Source organism: Amycolatopsis solani (assembly GCF_033441515.1).
Classification (GTDB): Bacteria; Actinomycetota; Actinomycetes; order Mycobacteriales; family Pseudonocardiaceae; genus Amycolatopsis; species Amycolatopsis solani.
In genome coordinates this window covers 334,411-350,355 of sequence record NZ_JAWQJT010000003.1, presented here as the reverse complement: position 1 = coordinate 350,355, position 15,945 = coordinate 334,411, and the positions used below count along the sequence as shown (strand labels likewise).

The window sequence follows — 15,945 nt, the reverse complement described above, 5'->3', positions numbered from 1 at the left end:
TGGGGCGGAGGGTGATGGTGGTGCCCGGATCAGGCAGAGCCGGATCGGCGTGGCCGATCGCGCCTGCCCTGCCCTCCGAGGACACCGTCGCCCGGAGCGCAGGGCCCGTTGCCGCGCCCGTTTTGACCGTTCCCTGGCTCGGGGAGCGGGACGACCGGTCGCGCCGCACCGCCGAAACGCGGCTGGTCGAACGGGAGGACGAGATCGCCGTGCTGCGGCGGGGGATTCGCGGGGTGCTGGCCGGGCGGTCCGGTCAGGTGACCGTCGTCGGCCCGCGCGGGGCCGGGCGCAGCGCGCTGCTCGCCGCCGCCGTGCGGGAAGCCAGGGTCGCCGGCGTCATCACCGCCTTCGCCTCCTGCTCGCCCGGGGAATCGGCCGTGCACCGCGGCGTCATCAACCGGCTCTTCGCCGACATCGCCGACGCCGACTGCCGGCTCGACGGCGGGCCGCGCTCGTGCGGCCGCGCCTCGGCCGAGCGGTCCATCCCGACCCTGTGCGGCGACTTCGTGGGCGTCGCGAGCCAGGGGCCGCTGCTGATCGCCGTCGACGACGCGCAGTGGGCCGATCCCGGCTCGAAAGCCTGGCTCGAAGCCATGGAACACCGGCTGCAGCAGGCACCGATGCTGCTCGTCCGGTCCGTGCTCGCCACCGGTGAGCACCCGGCCGTGCCCGGCGGGGACACCGCCGACGTCCGGCTGCTCACCGAGGACGGCCTGCGGCAGCTGGTCGGCGACCGCTTCCCCGGCAGCCTGCCCGACCCCCGCTTCACCGCGGGGCTGCACCGCCTCACCGGCGGGCGGCCCGCGCTGGTCGCGCCGGTGCTCGAACGGCTCGCCGCCGCCGGGGGCGAGCCGGTGGCCGAGCACCTGCCCGCCGTCACCGCGCACCTGGCCGACGTCCGCGCCGCCGAGCTGGCCGTGTCGATCGCCGCGCTGCCCGCCGACGCGCTGAACCTGCTGCGCGCCATCGCGGTGTGCCGCGGGCTGCTCGACTTCGACCTCGTGACGAACCTGGCCGGCCCGCTCGCCGGCCGCGTCGGCGACGCCCTGCGCCAGCTGGTCGGGTTCGGCCTGGTGCGCGAAGGCGCGCCGACCCGCATCGCCGACCGCACGACCGCCGACGCCGCGCTCGGTACGCTGAGCGCCGCCGAGCGCGGCGAGCTCGCGAACCGGTGCGCCGAACTCGCCTACCGCGCCGCGGTGCCGGACGACCAGCTCGCCGAACTGCTCGCCGCCGTCCGCCCGATCGGTGCGTCGTGGGCGGTCGCGACGCTGCGCCGGGCCGCCGAACAGCGCCGGGTGCTCGGGGACGACGCGGGTGCCGCGCGGCTGCTCGGCCGGGCGCTGCGGGAACCGGTCAGCCCGGCCGAACGCCGGAAGCTGATGCTGGGGCTCGCGCTGGCCGAGGTCGCCGACGAACCGGAGCTGAGCGACCAGCGCCTGCAACGCGTGCTGCTCGACACCGGCCCGGAGGTCTCCGGCGCGGTCCTGCTGGAAGCGGCCGACCACCTGCTCGCCCGCGGGGACACCCGCACGGCGCACCGCGTGATCGCCGCGACCTGCCGCCGCCGCAGCGGGTTCGACGCCGGCACCGCCGCGCTGGCCGCCCTCGGCAGGCTGGCGCAGGAAGACTGCGCGGCCGGCCCGGTCGTCCCGGCCGCCGCCTTCGACGCGCCGCCGCCGGTGCCCGGGGACACCGACCCCGTGCGCGCGGTGACGACCGCGGTCGAGCTCGCCCGCCGCGGCCGGGAGCCCGGCCGGGCGCGGGACCTCGCCCGGCTCGCGCTCGAACCGCGCGCGAACCTGCCGCACACCCTGCGCCTGCGGGCCGCGTGGGTGCTGCTGTGCACCGACGAGCTGTCCGAAGCTGTGCTCGGCCTCACCGACGTCCACCAGGACGCGGTCCGCGCCGGCGCCCGCGCGGTCGCGGCGAACGCCGTGCTGCTGCGGGCGCGCTGCGAACTGCGCCGCGGCAACCTCGGCCAGGCGCAGGCCGACCTCGAAGCCGCGACCGCCCGGCTGCCCGAACGCGCGTGGCACCCGCGGGCGCTGCCCGGGCTTCGAGCCGTGCGCGCGGAAGCGGCGCTGGCCGCGATGCGGCTCGACGAAGCCGAGCGCGCGGTGGGCCCGGTGCTCCCGCCCGGCGCCGACGACGGGCTGGCCGCCGGATATCTGCTGCTGCAACGCGGCCGCGTGCACCTGGCGAAGGGCGACGCGCGAGCCGCGCTCGAAGCGTTCCGCGCGGCGGGCCGCGGCACCACCGGGCGGCGCGAAGGCAACCCGGTCGACCTGCCCTGGCGGACCGGCGCGGCGCTGGCGCTGGCCCGCGCCGGGGACGGCGGCGCCGTCGAACTGGCCCGGGAAGCGCTGGCCCGCGCGGAAACCTGGGGCGTGCCGGGCGCGCGCGGGGCCACGAGCCTGCGCCTGGCCGACGTCTTCACCGGCGGCGAACGCCGGGCGCACCTCGAACGCGCGGTCCTGCTGCTGGAAGGGACGGCCCGGCGCGTCGACTTCCTCACCGCCGTCACCGAACTCGCCGCCGCGCGGCTCGACGACGGCGACGTCGCCGAGGCCACCGCGCTGATCGGGCGCGTCGCGACCCTGCGGCCGCAGCTGCTGCCGGCGGGACTCGCCGAGAAGATCCGCGACGTCTCCGGGCGGCTGGCCCGCCGCGGGCCCGACGCCGCCACCCGCCCCGCGCCCGGCGACCCCGCCGGCGCACTGTCCGAACAGGAGGCCCGGATCGCGGCGCTCGCCGCCGCGGGCCGCACGAATCCCGAGATCGCGCGGGCGCTGCAGCTGAGCAGCAGGCTGGTCGAGCTGCGCCTGACCCGGATCTACCGCAAGCTGACCGTGACCGGCCGGGGGCAGCTCGCCGAGCTGATGAGCCCCGGCTCCGCAGCGAGTTGATGACCGGTGCTGCTGGAGCGAGACGCCGAACGGGCCGCGATCGCGACCGCGCTGAACGCGGCCGCGGGCGGTGACGGTTCCCTGCTGCTGATCAGCGGTCCGGCCGGCAGCGGGAAGTCCGCGCTGCTGCGGGACACGATGGCGGCGGCGTTCGGCGCGGGCGCCCGGGTGCTGCGCGCGGACGCCACCCGGCTCGAAGAGGACTTCGCCTTCGGCATCGCCCAGCAGCTGTGCCGCCCGGTGCTCGTCGCGGCCGGTGAAGCCGAGCGGGACCGGTGGTTCCAGGGCGCGTCCGAGCAGATCCTGCGCGCCCTGACCGAAGAACGGCTGATCACCGACGGCCACGAGCACTACCTGCCGACCGAAGCCGTCCTCTATGGACTGCACACGGTCGTGCACGCGATGTCCCACGACGACCTGGTCGTGGTGATCGTCGACGACCTGCAGTGGGCCGACCAGGGATCGCTGCGCCTGCTGGGCTACCTCGCCAAGCGGCTGAGCGGATCGCGGATCCTGCTCGCGCTGGCGCTGGCCGACGAGTGCGAGGCGCCGAAGTACCCGCTGGTGCACGAACTGGTGACGGCGGCCGCGCGGATCGTCGTGCCCGCACCGCTTTCGCGGTCCGGGGTCGCCTCGATGGCCGAGGTCGCGTTCGGGGAACGCGCGGAGGAACCGTTCACCGCCATGCTGCACGAGGTCTCCGGCGGCAACCCGGCCGACGTCGCGACCGTCCTCACCGGACTGGTCGCCGAAGGGCTGCGGCCGGTCGCCGCGCAGACCGCGGCCGCGGAAACCGAAGCCGTGCGGCTGCTCGACCACCGCGTCCTGATGTCGCTGGGGTCGCAGCCACCCGCGGTGCTCGCGCTGGCCCGCGCGGTCGCGGTGCTCGGCGACCTCGCCGAGCCCGTGCTGGCCGCCGACCTCGTCGGCCTCGACGACGTCGAGTACTCCTCGGCGGTGCAGCACCTGGAACGGCTGCGCCTGGTCGACCGCGAGGACGGGCGGATCGGGTTCGTCACCACGAGCGTGCGCGACGGCATCGAGTCCGCGATCCCGGTCGAACTGCGGGAAGACCTCTACCGGCGCGCGGCGCGGCTGCTCTACGAGCACGGCCGCCCGGCGGAACGGGTGGCCGAGACGCTGATGAAGGTCGGCATCGCCGAAGACCCGTGGGAAGTGCGGATCCTCAGCTCGGCCGCGGGCAGCGTGCTGGAGCGCGGGGCCGGCGAGCTCGCGGCGCGCTACCTGCGCCGGGCCCTGCTGAACACCGCGCCCGACAGCGAAGAGCGCGGCCGGCTGCTCGTCGAACTCGCCGCCGCGGAACGGGGTTTCGACCTGGTCGCCGCGGCCCGGCACCTGTCGCAGGCGCTTTCGCTGCTGCCGCCCGGTCCGCAGCAGGCCGAAGCCGCGCTGTGGATCCCGCCCGCGTTCGCCGCGGCGTCGCCGAACCTCGGCGCGGCCGTGCGCGCCGCCGTCGAACCCGTGCTGCGCGAGGGAGAACCGGCGGAGCTGGCGCTGCGGGCCGAAGCCCGCACGTGGTACCCGGGGATCGGGCAGCCCGGTGGCGGTGAAGCCGCGCTGGCCCGCCTCACCGAACTCGACCACACCGGCCGCCTCGACGCCCCGGCCGGCCGGGAGCTCGCGGTGGTGCTGCTGCACACCGCGGTGCTCTCGGGCAGCGTCCCGGTCGACGACGTCGAGACCGTCCTCAAGCGACTGATCAGCGAAGAGCCGCTCGACCCGCGGCACGCCTACACGTCCCTGCCGCTGCTGGTCTCGACCGCGGTCCTCGCCGACCGCGCCGCCGTGCTCGAGCCCGCGCTGACCGCCGCCGCCCAGGCGGCGCAGGAGCACTGGCCGGACACCGCGCCGCTGATCGCCGCCGAACTCGCGGAAGTCAAGCTGGCGCAAGGGGAGCTGGCCAAGGCGCGGCGGATCGCGCTCGGCGTCCTGGAGGGCACCGACCACGAAGCCTGGCCGGACGCGCTCGCGCGGTCGGTCACCACCCTCGCCCAGATCGCCTTGGAGACCCAGGATCCGGAGCTCGGCGAACGCCTGCTGGGCACGCCGATGGACGGCACGGACCACCGCGTCTTCGCCGCGCGGCGGCTGACCCGCGGGATGATCGACCTGGTCCGCGGCGACCCGGCGACCGCGCTGGGCCGGTTCCTGGACTGCGGGCGGCGGCTGGAACGCGAGGGCTGGGTCAACACACCCCAGTACCCGTGGCGGATCTGGGCGGCGCTGGTGCGCCAGCGGCTCGGCGACCTGACCGCGGCCCAGGCGCACGCGGCGGAAGAGGACCAGTTCGCGCAGGCCTGGGGGACCGCGCTGAGCGTCGGGCGTTCCCTGCGCCTGCAAGGGATGCTGACCGGGGGCGCGGACGGCATCGCGCTGCTGCAGGAAGCGGCCGGCATCCTGCGCGAGTCGGAGAACGTCGTCGAGCGCGCCCGCACCGCGGTCGTGCTGGGCGCCCGGCTGCTCGACGCCGGCCTGCCCGACGCCGAAGACCTGCTGGCCGAGGGCCGGGAACTGGTGAAGGCGATCGGCGCGTCCTGGTTGGACGGCAGCGGCGAAACCGAGCTGAACGGTCCCGTACTGCGGTTTTCCGGCGACAGCCTGGGGAACCTCACCAAGACCGAGGCCGCGGTCGCGCGGCTCGTCGTCCAGGGCTGGACGAACCAGCGGATCGCCGATTCACTCGGCGTCACCCGGCGTGCGGTCGAGAAGAACCTCACCGGCACCTACCGCAAGCTCGAAGTCAGCGGCCGGGCCGAGCTCATCGAGCGCTTCGGCGCGCTCGAGCAGGAAAGCTGATTCCCGTCCGCCGCAGGTCGTGAGTGTTCAGTCGGGTTAGAACCCGACTGAACACTCACGACCTGCACCGAGCGGTCCGCCTCGCCCCCCCCGGTCCCGCAAGTTCGGTACGCGGGTGCGGTGCGGGGTGCGGGGGTACGGACCCCCTTTTCCCCGCATTTCCCAGGTCGGGAGCCAAAAGGGCAACGCGGTTGCCCGCCCGCCCCCGGGTTCGGTACCGCACCGCACCGCACGGCGGTCCGTACCTCCGTACCCCCACCGCCCCCGCACCACAGTGTTAAGACCGGGTGTCCGGATTGTGTTGCCGGTGATAATCAAGCGTGCATAACATGATCTGCATCACCCCGGAGACACGGCGCACACACAGTGACTCCCCGCCGTCGGCCTTTTCGCCCCCGGGGCTTCAGCTTCCAGCCGGAGAAAGGAATGCCTTCATGAGTGCGGACGTTGCGGATCTGGCTGTGGGTGTCGAGGTGGCCGTGGTCGCGGACCGGGCTGTCCGGACCGCCACCCGCAAGCCCGCCCTGCGGGCGATCACCCCCGAGATGTGCATGGTGAACCTCGACCACCGCTTGCGGATCGTGTCGGCCAGCATGGAGTTCTTCCGCGTCTTCGAGCGCAGCTCGGACGCGGTCACCGGTACCGGTCTCTGCGACCTGCTGCACCCCAGCGTGCGGAGCAAGGTCGAGAACCAGCTGCGCCTGCTGGCGCGCGGCGAGCGCAGCCGGTTCGTCGAGCGGATCCTGGTGATGCGCGAGAACGGCACGACGCTGTCGGGCGAGTTCATCGGCTCCACGGTGCACGGCGTCGGCGACCGGCTCGACAGCCTGACCGTCGTGTTCCGGCCGGACAAGAACGAGCGCGGCAACCAGGTGGCCTGCAGCAAGAAGAAGATCCTGTCCGAGATCGACGCCCGCATCCTCGAAGGGGTGGCGTCCGGGGTCTCCACGATCCAGCTCGCGGCCAACCTCTACATGAGCCGCGGCGGCGTGGAGTACCACGTGACGACGCTGCTGCGGAAGATGAAGGTGAAGAACCGGCCGGCGCTGATCTCGAAGGCCTACTCCATGGGCATCTTCGGGGTCGGGTCGTGGCCTCCGCGTGCGCTCCCGGACTTCGTGCGGTGATGGGGACGTGGCCGCGATGGGTGCGACGAGGCTCCCGGACGAACTGAACCACCGGGCACGGGCGATGCTGCGCGCGGTCGCGGCCGGCCGGGCGGAAATCGCTTGCAGCTGCGAGCCCGACCTCTACATCGACGGGCTGTGGTGCTGCGACCAGTACACCGCCCACGAGCTCGCGCACCGCGGCCTGGTGGCGCCGGCGGGGCCGGGGCGGGTGGGCCAGCGGGTGCGGGCCCGGCTGACCCCGGCGGGAGCCGCGGCGCTCGGGACGGTGGGCGAAGCGGCGTGACGAGGGAAAACGACGTGGCGGGCCGGGTGCGCTTCCGGAAAACGGAGGTCCACCCGGCCCGCCTCGTCGTGTTCGGCGGCCACGTTGGATATCTGGCTTTGTGTTGGTTTGCGGCCACGCGCCGTGGTCGACGTTCTTCCTGGCCACAGCGCAAAGATCACGGACTTCCGAAGATAACGGTTGAACTTCCGGTGAAGTTGGGTCTTGCAAACGCAGACGAACAAAGGCAATATCAACCAAACCAACGAGGACCCCGGCGGAGGTGTGCTGAAGTGTTCGTGACCCTGACGGCGAACCCGAGCGTCGACCGGACGATCGAGGTCGACCGGCTCATCCGGGGCGAGCTGCACCGGGCTACGGGTGCGCGTGTCCAGCCGGGAGGCAAGGGCATCAACGTCGCACGCGCTCTGGTGCGCAATGGACTCAAGGCCCGTGCGGTCGTCCCGGCCGGCGGTGCCGACGGCGACCACCTGATCAGCCTGCTGCACGACTACAACATCGACGTGGTCCGCGTGCGGACCGCGGAACCCGTGCGCAGCAACATCAGCGTGGTCGAACCGGACGCGACCGTCACCAAGGTGAACGAGAGCGGACCGCACCTTTCCGGTGCGGAGCTGGAAACCCTGTGCGACACGCTGATGTCCCACGTGGCCGACGCGGAATGGGTGGTGGCGGCGGGAAGCCTGCCGCCCGGTGCCGGAGAAGACTTCTACGCCGACCTGATCGCGCGCCTGGCGACGACCGGGGCCAAGGTCGTCGTGGACACCAGCGGCCCGGCGTTCCGGACGTCGGTCAAGGCCGGGCCCGCCCTGGTCAAGCCGAACCTCGACGAGCTCGAGGAAGCGGTCGGCAGGCAGCTGGACACGGTGCGGGACGTCGTCGACGCCGCACAGGAACTCCGCGCCCTCGGCGCGGGCACGGTTCTCGCCAGTCTCGGCAGCAAGGGCGCCGTGCTGGTGGAAGACGCGGGAGTCTGGTGCGCCAACGCATCGGCCGAACCGCGGAGCTCGGTGGGGGCCGGCGACGCGATGCTCGCCGGTTTCCTGGCGGCAGGGGGGAGTGGCCCGCAGGCGCTGGCCACAGCCGTCGCCTGGGGAGCGGCAGCAGTGTCGCTGCCCGGGAGCACGATGCCGGGCCCCGAAGACGTGGGGGCGCGTCGAGTGCGGGTGGACCCGCGTCCGGAGTGGGACGAGAAGGTGCGCGAGTAGCGCGCCGGCCCGGACCGCTCACCGCCATCCCCGGATGGCGATCCCTCCCCAACCCCTTTCCCAGAAAAGGAAGCCAACGATGACTACCACTGCGGAGCGCGAAGAGGAAGCCACTCCGTCGAGGGCGGAACGCGCGCGGGTCAGCATCCAGCGGTTCGGCGGGTACCTCGCCGGCATGGTCATGCCGAACATCGGCGCGTTCATCGCCTGGGGTCTGATCACCGCGCTGTTCATCCCGAGCGGCTGGACGCCCAACGCGCACATCGCCGAGCTCGTCGACCCGATGATCAACTTCCTGCTGCCGGTCCTGATCGGCTACACCGGTGGCCGGATGGTCCACGGCCAGCGCGGTGCGGTCGTCGGTGCGGTGGCGACGGTCGGCATCGCGGTCGGCGCGTCGATCCCCATGTTCCTCGGCGCGATGATCGTGGGCCCGCTGGGCGGCTTCCTGATCAAGCTGTGGGACGAGAAGGTCGGCAGCAAGACCGCGCCGGGCTTCAAGATGCTGGTCGACAACTTCAGCGCCGGCATCATCGGCGGCACGATGGCGGTGCTGGGCATGCTGGGCATCGGCCCGGTCGTGCAGGGCATCACCAAGGCGCTCGGCAACGGCGTGCAGGGCCTGATCGACGCGCACCTGCTGCCGCTGGTCTCGATCATCGTCGAGCCGGCCAAGGTCCTCTTCCTCAACAACGCGATCAACCACGGCGTGCTGAGCCCGCTGGGGGTGGCGGACGCGCTGAAGGACGGCAAGGCGATCGAGTTCCTGATCGAGCCGAACCCCGGCCCCGGTCTCGGTATCCTGCTGGCGCTGACCTTCTTCGGCGCCCGCAGCGCGCGGGCCACCGCGCCCGGCGCGATCGTCATCCAGTTCCTGGGCGGCATCCACGAGATCTACTTCCCGTACATCCTGGCGACCCCGCGGCTGATCCTGGCCGCGATCGCCGGTGGCGCGGCGGGTGTCGCGACGTTCAGCATCTTCAACGCCGGCCTGACCGCCACGCCGTCGCCGGGCAGCATCATCGCGGTCCTCGCGGTGACGCCGAAGGGCGGCTACCTGGGCGTGATCGCCGGTGTCGTGATCGCGGCGGCCGTGTCGTTCATCGTCGCGGCGGTGCTGTTGAAGTTCGGGCGCGACGCCCGCAAGGAAGAACGTGCCGCGGCGATCGCCGCCGGTGGCTCGGTGGCGTGACGATCACCGTCGATCGAAGGAAGGAACCACGAGGATGAGCAGCATCGAAGGCAAGGAAGTCAAGAAGGTCATCATCGCCTGCGACGCCGGCATGGGCAGCAGCGTGATGGTCGCCTCCCAGCTGGCCAAGCGGCTGAAGCCGTACTCGGTCAAGGTCGAGCACACGCCGGTCAACGAAATCCCGGCGGACGCACAGGTCGTGCTCTGCCAGTCCACTTTGGTCAACCGGGCCCGCAAGGCCGGCACCGGCGCGGTCATCCTGGGCTTCCAGAGCTTCCTCGGCGACCCGGTCTTCGACCGCGTCGAGCAGGCGATCCGGGACGGCGGTTCCCTTGCCGACTGACGCTGCCATCCTCGGACCGGAGTCCGTGCTCATCGGCTGCACCGCCCCCGACCAGGCGGACGCGATCACCCAGGTCGGGAACAAGCTCCTCGAACTGGGGGCGGTGGAGCCGGGGTACCTCGACGCCATGCACGTGCGCGAGAAGTCCGTGTCGACCTACCTCGGCGAGGGCGTCGCGATCCCGCACGGCACCGACGAGTCCCGCAAGTTCGTCAAGCGCACCGCGCTGGCGATCCTCCAGTTCCCCGCCGGGGTCGACTGGGACGGCAACGACGTCCGGCTCTGCGTCGGCATCGCGGCCAAGGGTTCGGAGCAGGTCGGGATCCTGTCCTCGCTGGCCCGGATCCTGATGGATTCCGAACAGGTCAAGCAGCTGCGCGAGGCACCGGACGCCGAAACGATCCTGCGACTGTTGAACGAAGTGGACGAGGAGTTTTCCCGATGAAGGTGGCACGTTTCTACGCGCCCGGTGACCTGCGGGTCGAAGACGCGGACGAGCCGAACCCCGGCCCGGACGAGATCAAGATCCGCGTGCACAACACGTCGACGTGCGGCACCGACCTGAAGATCTTCCGGCACGGGCACCACCACATCGACCCGCCGCGCGTGATCGGCCACGAGATCGCCGGCGAGGTCGTGGAAACCGGCGCGAACACGGCGGGCTGGTCGGCCGGCGACCGCGTGCAGGTCATCGCGGCCATCCCGTGCGGCGAGTGCAAGCAGTGCCGCAAGGGGCTGCAGCAGGTCTGCCCGAACCAGCTGTCGATGGGTTACCACTTCGACGGCGGGTTCGCCGAGTACATGATCGTGCCGAAGCAGGTACTCAAGGTCGACGGCGTCAACCGGATCCCGGACGGCGTCAGCTACGCCGAGGCCTCGGTCGCCGAGCCGCTCGCCTGTGTCCTGAATGGACAGAACTTCGCGCAGGTCGGCGAGGGCGACGTCGTCGTGGTCGTCGGCGCCGGCCCGATCGGCTGCCTGCACGTGCGGCTGGCCCGTGCCAAGGGCGCGGCCGCGGTCTACCTGGTCGAGCTCAACCGCAACCGCCTCGACCTCGCGGCCGACCTCGTCAAGCCGGACGCCGCGATCTGCGGCAGCGAGGTCGACGTGGTCGAGAAGGTCCTCGAGCTCACCGGTGGCGACGGCGCCGACGTGGTCATCACGGCCGCGGCGGCGGGCAAGGCCCAGGAGGACGCGCTGAAGATGACCGCGCGCCGCGGCCGGATCAGCTTCTTCGGCGGCCTGCCGAAGGACAACCCGATCATCGCGTGCGACTCGAACCTGGTGCACTACCGGGAGCTGACCATCTACGGCGCCAACGGGTCCAGCCCGGACCACAACCGCCAGGCCCTCGAGCTGATCTCGTCGGGCAAGGTCCCGGTCGACGACCTGATCACCCACCACCTGCCGCTGTCGGACGTGCTGAAGGCGATCGACATCGTCAGCAGCGGCGAGGCGATCAAGGTGACGATCGAGCCGGGCACCGTTTCCGCGTAAGCGGTGCGTGCGGACCTGAGGAGGCGACCAACGGTGGTTGACGAACTGCGCGGCAACCCGGCGAGCCCGGGCGCGGCCGCCGGCCCGGTGGTGCGGCTGACGCCGCCCCCGGTGCTGCCGGAGCACTGGGACACCCCGGCGGCTCCCGAAGCGGAGCTGGCGGCGGCGACCGAAGCGCTCGACGCGGCGGTGGCGGATCTGGAGAAGCGCGCGGCTTCGGTGTCGGGCGAGTCGAAGTCCATCATGGACACCCAGATCATGATGGCGCAGGACCCGTCACTGCGCACCGGCATCTCGGACGCGGTGGCCGGCGGCCGTCCGGCCGCCTGGGCGATCCGGGACGCGTTCGGCAAGCACGTGGCCGCGCTCGAGGCCATCGGCGGCTACCTCGGCGAGCGGGCGGCGGACCTGATCGACATCCGCGACCGGGCGATCGCCGCCGCGCTGGGCCTGGCCCAGCCGGGCATCCCGGCGGTCGACGGCGCGTTCGTCCTGGTGGGACAGGACATCGCGCCGGCCGACACGGTCCTGCTCGACCCGGCGAAGGTGCTCGGCATCGTCACCGAGAAGGGCGGCCCGACCAGCCACACGGCGATCGTCGCCCGAGCGCTCGGAATCCCCGCGGTGGTCGGCTGCGCCGGCGCCGCGGGCCTGGCGGACGGGCAGCGGATCGCCGTCGACGGCACGCGCGGCACGGTCGCCGTCGACCCGGACGACGACTACGTCCACCGGATCGAAGCGGAAGCGGCTTCGCTGAAGGAAAAGCTCGCGGCGCACAGTGGGCCCGGCGCCACCGCCGACGGCCACCCGGTCAAGCTGCTGCTCAACGTCGGCAGCGCCGGCGGGGCGGCGACGGACGCCGCGGCCGACGCCGAAGGGGTCGGGCTGTTCCGCACCGAGTTCCTGTTCCTGGACCGCACGGAAGCCCCGACGGTCGAGGAGCAGCGGGCGGCGTACGGCGAAGTGCTGCGCGGGTTTTCCGGCCGCCAGGTCGTGATCCGCACGCTCGACGCCGGCGCCGACAAGTACATCCCCTTCGCCAACACCGAAGACGAGCCGAACCCGGCACTCGGGGTGCGCGGGTACCGCGTCGGCGTCCGCAACCCGGGCCTGCTCACCGCGCAGCTGGAGGCGATCAGCCTGGCGGCGGGCGACCACGACGCGGACGTGCGGGTGATGGCGCCGATGATCGCCACCCCGGCGGAGGCGGCGGCGTTCCGGGAACTGGCGCGGGAACACGGGATCGGCAAGGTCGGCGTGATGATCGAGGTGCCGGCCGCGGCCATCCGCGCGCGGGACATCCTGGCGGAGGTCGACTTCGTCAGCATCGGCACCAACGACCTCTCGCAGTACACCTACGCCGCCGACCGCATGCTCGGCGAGCTGGGGGAGCTGCTGGACCCGTGGCAGCCGGCGCTGCTGGCGCTGGTGGCCAACGTCGCCGCGGCGGCGAAGGAAGCGGGAAAGCCCGCCGGCATCTGCGGCGAAGCGGCGAGCGACCCCGGACTGGCGCCGGTGTTCGCGGGGCTGGGCATCACCAGCCTGTCGATGTCGGTGTCCGCGGTCCCGGCGGTGCGGGCCGCGTTGAAGGACCACACGGTGGAGCAGTGCGAAATCCTGGCCGCGGAAGTGCTGAGGGCACCGGACGTGCCGTCGGCGCGGAAGGCCGTCGAAGAGTTCTCGGCCCGGTCGGTCGACCAGCGTTCACGAGATGGGGAATCCTGATGTCCAGTAGGAAAGTGGTGATCGGCTCGCCCGTCGGGCTGCACGCACGACCGGCGAAGCTGCTCGTCGAGCTGGCGGGCCGGCTGCCGGTCCCGGTGAAGATCGGCCGCGACGAGAACCAGCTGGTCGACGCGGCCAGCATCCTCGCGCTGATGGCCCTCGGCGTCCGCGGTGGCGAAGAGGTGCTGGTGACCGCGGAAGGCGAAGGCGCCGAGGACGCGGTGACGCAGGTCGTCGAGCTCCTGGCCCGCGACCTCGATTCGGCGGAGCAGGCACCCGCCTGACGCCCCTGTGCGGCCGGGGAGCTTCGTGGACTCACCCGGTCCCGCTCCGGCGGGGCGCCCGGCGACCCCCAGGCCGGGTACCCCGCCGGACCCGAACTTCCGGCGGGCCGTCTGCCCCCACTGTGCGGGCGGCCCGCCGGAGCCCCACGAAACGAACCGCCCACCGGGCTTCCGGTGGGCGGTTCTTCGTCTTCCAGTGCGTAGCTTTCACGTGAAAGCGACCACCTGGGGGCGTCGCTTTCACGTGAAAGCGGCGGCGTCAGCGCACGCCGTAGAAGTCGCGGACGCGGGATGCTATGACGTCCTGGTCCGCTTCGGACAGTCCCGTGTGGGTCGGCAGGCAGAGGCCGGCGGCCGCGAACTTCGCCGCGTTCAGCTCGCGCCACGACGGGGCGAGGTACATCGGCTGGCGGCTCATCGGCGGGAAGAACACCCGCGTCTCGATGCCCGCCGCGGCCAGGTGGGCCTTCAGCTCGTCGCGGTCCTCGGCCAGCAGGTCGTACATCCACAGCACGTCCCGGCCCGGCATGCGCGTGATCCCGGGGATGTCCAGGCGCTCGTCGTAGCGCTTCTCGATCTGCGACCGCAGCTCCAGGATCTCGTCCAGCCGCTCGACCTGGGCCAGCGCCACGGCCGCCTGCAGGTTGGTCATCCGGAAGTTGTAGGCCAGGTTCTTGTGCACGAAGTCGTGGGCCTTGCCGGTCGCGAAGCCGCGCAGGTGCGCCATCTGGGCGGCCAGGCGCGGGTCGGCGGTCAGGCAGATCCCGCCCTCGCCCGCCGTCACGATCTTGTTGGCGTACAGCGAAAAGCACGCGATGTCACCGACCGGGCGGACGCCGTGCGCCTCCGCGGTGTCCTCGACGACCCGGAGGTTGTACTCGAACGCCAGCTCCATGACGGCGTCCATGTCGCAGCGGCGGCCGTGCACGTGGACCGGCATGACGGCCTTGGTGCGCGGCGTGATCGCCGCCTCCGCGAGGACCGGGTCGATCGTGAGGTCGTCGCGGCAGTCCACGAACACCGGGGTCGCGCCGGTGTAGGTGACCGCCCACGCCGACGCCACGAAGGTGAACTCGGGCACCAGCACCTCGTCGCCCGGGCCGATGCCCAGCGCCCGCAGCGCCAGCGTCAGCGCCGCCGTGCCCGAGGAGCACGCGACGCCGTGCGCGACGCCGTTCCAGTCCGCGAACGCCGCCTCGAACCGGCTGACGAACGGTCCCTGCGCGGAGATCCAGCCCGTGCCGACCGCTTCGGTGACGTACTCGCTCTCCCGGCCGGTCAGGTACGGCTGGGAGACGGGGTAGGCAAAGGCCATCGGTTCCTCGCTCGTTTCGCAGATGCCGGAAAGCGCCAGGATGGGGCCGCCCGCGACTGGAAAACACCAGTGATCGCGGCGGAACGCCGTGATTCTCCAATGATTTCCCGAGTCGGCGGGGAGTCCAATGGGATCCGATCAGCGGCAGTCTCGGGAAGCCGTGGGCGCAGCCGGCCGGTGGACGTGGGAGAACCATGACGAAACGAGCATTGATCACGGGCATCACGGGGCAGGACGGCTCCTACCTCGCCGAGTACCTGCTGGGCCTGGGGTACCAGGTGTGGGGGCTGGTGCGCGGCCAGGCCAACCCGCGCAAGCTGCGCATCAGCAGGCTGGCCACGGAACTGAACTTCGTCAACGGCGACCTGCTGGACCAGGCGAGCCTGGTCGCGGCGGTGGACCTGGTGCAGCCGGACGAGGTCTACAACCTGGGCGCGATCTCCTTCGTCCCGATGTCCTGGCAGCAGGCCGAGCTCACCTCCGACGTCAACGGCATGGGCGCGCTGCGGGTGCTCGAAGCGATCCGGATGGTCTGCGGGCTGGACAAGTCCCGGCCCACCACCGGCGGCGGGATCCGCTTCTACCAGGCTTCCTCGTCGGAGATGTTCGGCAAGGCCGCGGAGACCCCGCAGAACGAGCGGACGATCCTGCACCCGCGCAGCCCCTACGGCGTCGCCAAGGCCTACGGCCACTACATCACCCGCAACTACCGCGAGTCGTACGGGATGTACGGCGTCTCGGGCATCCTGTTCAACCACGAGTCGCCGCGGCGCGGGATGGAGTTCGTCACCCGCAAGATCTCCTGCGCGGTCGCGCGGATCAAGCTCGGCGTGCAGGACGAGCTGCGTCTCGGCAACCTCGACGCGGTCCGCGACTGGGGCTTCGCCGGCGACTACGTGCGCGCCATGCACCTGATGCTGCAGCAGGACGAAGCCGTCGACTACGTCATCGGCACCGGCCGGATGCACACCGTCCGCGAAGCGGCCGAGATCGCGTTCGCCTCGGTCGGGCTCGACTGGCGCGACCACGTCGTCATCGACCCGAGCCTGGTGCGCCCGGCCGAGGTCGAGGTGCTCTGCGCCGACGCGACGCGCGCCCGCACCGAACTCGGCTGGAAGCCGGTCGTGACGTTCGAAGAACTGATGCGGATGATGGTCGAGTCCGACCTGAGCCAGACCAGCCGCGAGCTGGACCTCGGCGAGTCGCTGACCGCCGCCGTCTGGTAGCGCTTTCTCGGTCCCG

At 72.3% G+C, this 15,945-nt stretch carries 13 protein-coding genes; 12 read left to right on the top strand and 1 reads right to left on the bottom strand.

The window, feature by feature from the left end; translation table 11 throughout:
- The first annotated feature begins 122 nt into the window (after positions 1-122).
- From SD460_RS34155 to SD460_RS34105, 11 genes are all read left to right on the top strand, one after another.
- Positions 123-2,909, top strand: coding sequence for an AAA family ATPase (locus SD460_RS34155; RefSeq protein ID WP_318307284.1), 2,787 nt, complete (start codon positions 123-125; stop codon positions 2,907-2,909).
- Positions 2,910-2,915: 6 nt separating this feature from the next.
- Positions 2,916-5,726 (top strand): AAA family ATPase, encoded by a 2,811-nt coding sequence (locus SD460_RS34150; protein ID WP_318307283.1) that lies wholly within the window; start codon positions 2,916-2,918, stop codon positions 5,724-5,726.
- 434 nt (positions 5,727-6,160) lie between these two features.
- Positions 6,161-6,853, top strand: a complete 693-nt coding sequence (locus SD460_RS34145; RefSeq protein WP_290059870.1) for a helix-turn-helix transcriptional regulator — start codon at positions 6,161-6,163, stop codon at positions 6,851-6,853.
- A gap of 16 nt (positions 6,854-6,869) precedes the next feature.
- Positions 6,870-7,139, top strand: a complete 270-nt coding sequence (locus SD460_RS34140) for a hypothetical protein (protein ID WP_290059871.1) — start codon at positions 6,870-6,872, stop codon at positions 7,137-7,139.
- 272 nt (positions 7,140-7,411) lie between these two features.
- Entirely contained in the window at positions 7,412-8,347 is a 936-nt protein-coding gene (pfkB, locus tag SD460_RS34135; protein WP_247024828.1) for a 1-phosphofructokinase, read from the top strand.
- A gap of 79 nt (positions 8,348-8,426) precedes the next feature.
- The gene (gene mtlA / locus SD460_RS34130) at positions 8,427-9,539 is read left to right on the top strand and encodes a mannitol-specific PTS transporter subunit IIC (protein WP_290059874.1); all 1,113 of its coding nucleotides are present in this window, start codon (positions 8,427-8,429) and stop codon (positions 9,537-9,539) included.
- Positions 9,540-9,573: 34 nt separating this feature from the next.
- Positions 9,574-9,882, top strand: coding sequence for a PTS lactose transporter subunit IIB (locus SD460_RS34125; protein ID WP_125310453.1), 309 nt, complete (start codon positions 9,574-9,576; stop codon positions 9,880-9,882).
- Positions 9,872-10,327 carry a PTS mannitol transporter subunit IIA gene (locus SD460_RS34120; protein ID WP_160698390.1) on the top strand — a complete coding sequence of 152 codons (456 nt, stop codon included), beginning with the start codon at positions 9,872-9,874 and terminating at the stop codon, positions 10,325-10,327. Before SD460_RS34125 ends, SD460_RS34120 begins: the two co-directional genes overlap by 11 nt.
- Entirely contained in the window at positions 10,324-11,379 is a 1,056-nt protein-coding gene (locus SD460_RS34115; RefSeq protein WP_290059876.1) for a zinc-dependent dehydrogenase, read from the top strand. Before SD460_RS34120 ends, SD460_RS34115 begins: the two co-directional genes overlap by 4 nt.
- 33 nt (positions 11,380-11,412) lie before the next feature.
- On the top strand, positions 11,413-13,104 hold the full coding sequence (ptsP, locus tag SD460_RS34110; protein WP_290059877.1) for a phosphoenolpyruvate--protein phosphotransferase: 1,692 nt from the start codon (positions 11,413-11,415) through the stop codon (positions 13,102-13,104).
- Positions 13,104-13,388: an HPr family phosphocarrier protein gene (locus SD460_RS34105; protein ID WP_290059878.1), complete on the top strand. Its 285-nt coding sequence runs from the start codon at positions 13,104-13,106 to the stop codon at positions 13,386-13,388. The genes ptsP and SD460_RS34105 overlap by 1 nt, the downstream gene beginning before the upstream one ends.
- A 259-nt stretch (positions 13,389-13,647) precedes the next feature.
- Here the strand turns inward: SD460_RS34105 and SD460_RS34100 are convergent, their stop codons facing one another.
- Positions 13,648-14,703 (bottom strand): DegT/DnrJ/EryC1/StrS family aminotransferase, encoded by a 1,056-nt coding sequence (locus SD460_RS34100; RefSeq protein ID WP_290059879.1) that lies wholly within the window; start codon positions 14,701-14,703, stop codon positions 13,648-13,650.
- 194 nt (positions 14,704-14,897) lie between these two features.
- Here SD460_RS34100 and SD460_RS34095 point away from each other — a divergent pair, with 194 nt between their 5' ends.
- Positions 14,898-15,929 carry a GDP-mannose 4,6-dehydratase gene (locus SD460_RS34095; RefSeq protein WP_290059880.1) on the top strand — a complete coding sequence of 344 codons (1,032 nt, stop codon included), beginning with the start codon at positions 14,898-14,900 and terminating at the stop codon, positions 15,927-15,929.
- The last annotated feature ends 16 nt before the right edge of the window (positions 15,930-15,945 follow it).

Bases quoted from the DNA above. Each gene is read 5' to 3' on its own strand.
- SD460_RS34100 (WP_290059879.1), bottom strand. From the start codon at position 14,703: ATGGCCTTTGCCTACCCCGTCTCCCAGCCGTACCTGACCGGCCGGGAG.
- SD460_RS34145 (WP_290059870.1), top strand. From the start codon at position 6,161: ATGAGTGCGGACGTTGCGGATCTGGCTGTGGGTGTCGAGGTGGCCGTG.
- SD460_RS34125 (WP_125310453.1), top strand. From the start codon at position 9,574: ATGAGCAGCATCGAAGGCAAGGAAGTCAAGAAGGTCATCATCGCCTGC.
- SD460_RS34140 (WP_290059871.1), top strand. From the start codon at position 6,870: ATGGGTGCGACGAGGCTCCCGGACGAACTGAACCACCGGGCACGGGCG.
- SD460_RS34095 (WP_290059880.1), top strand. From the start codon at position 14,898: ATGACGAAACGAGCATTGATCACGGGCATCACGGGGCAGGACGGCTCC.
- mtlA (WP_290059874.1), top strand. From the start codon at position 8,427: ATGACTACCACTGCGGAGCGCGAAGAGGAAGCCACTCCGTCGAGGGCG.
- SD460_RS34115 (WP_290059876.1), top strand. From the start codon at position 10,324: ATGAAGGTGGCACGTTTCTACGCGCCCGGTGACCTGCGGGTCGAAGAC.
- SD460_RS34105 (WP_290059878.1), top strand. From the start codon at position 13,104: ATGTCCAGTAGGAAAGTGGTGATCGGCTCGCCCGTCGGGCTGCACGCA.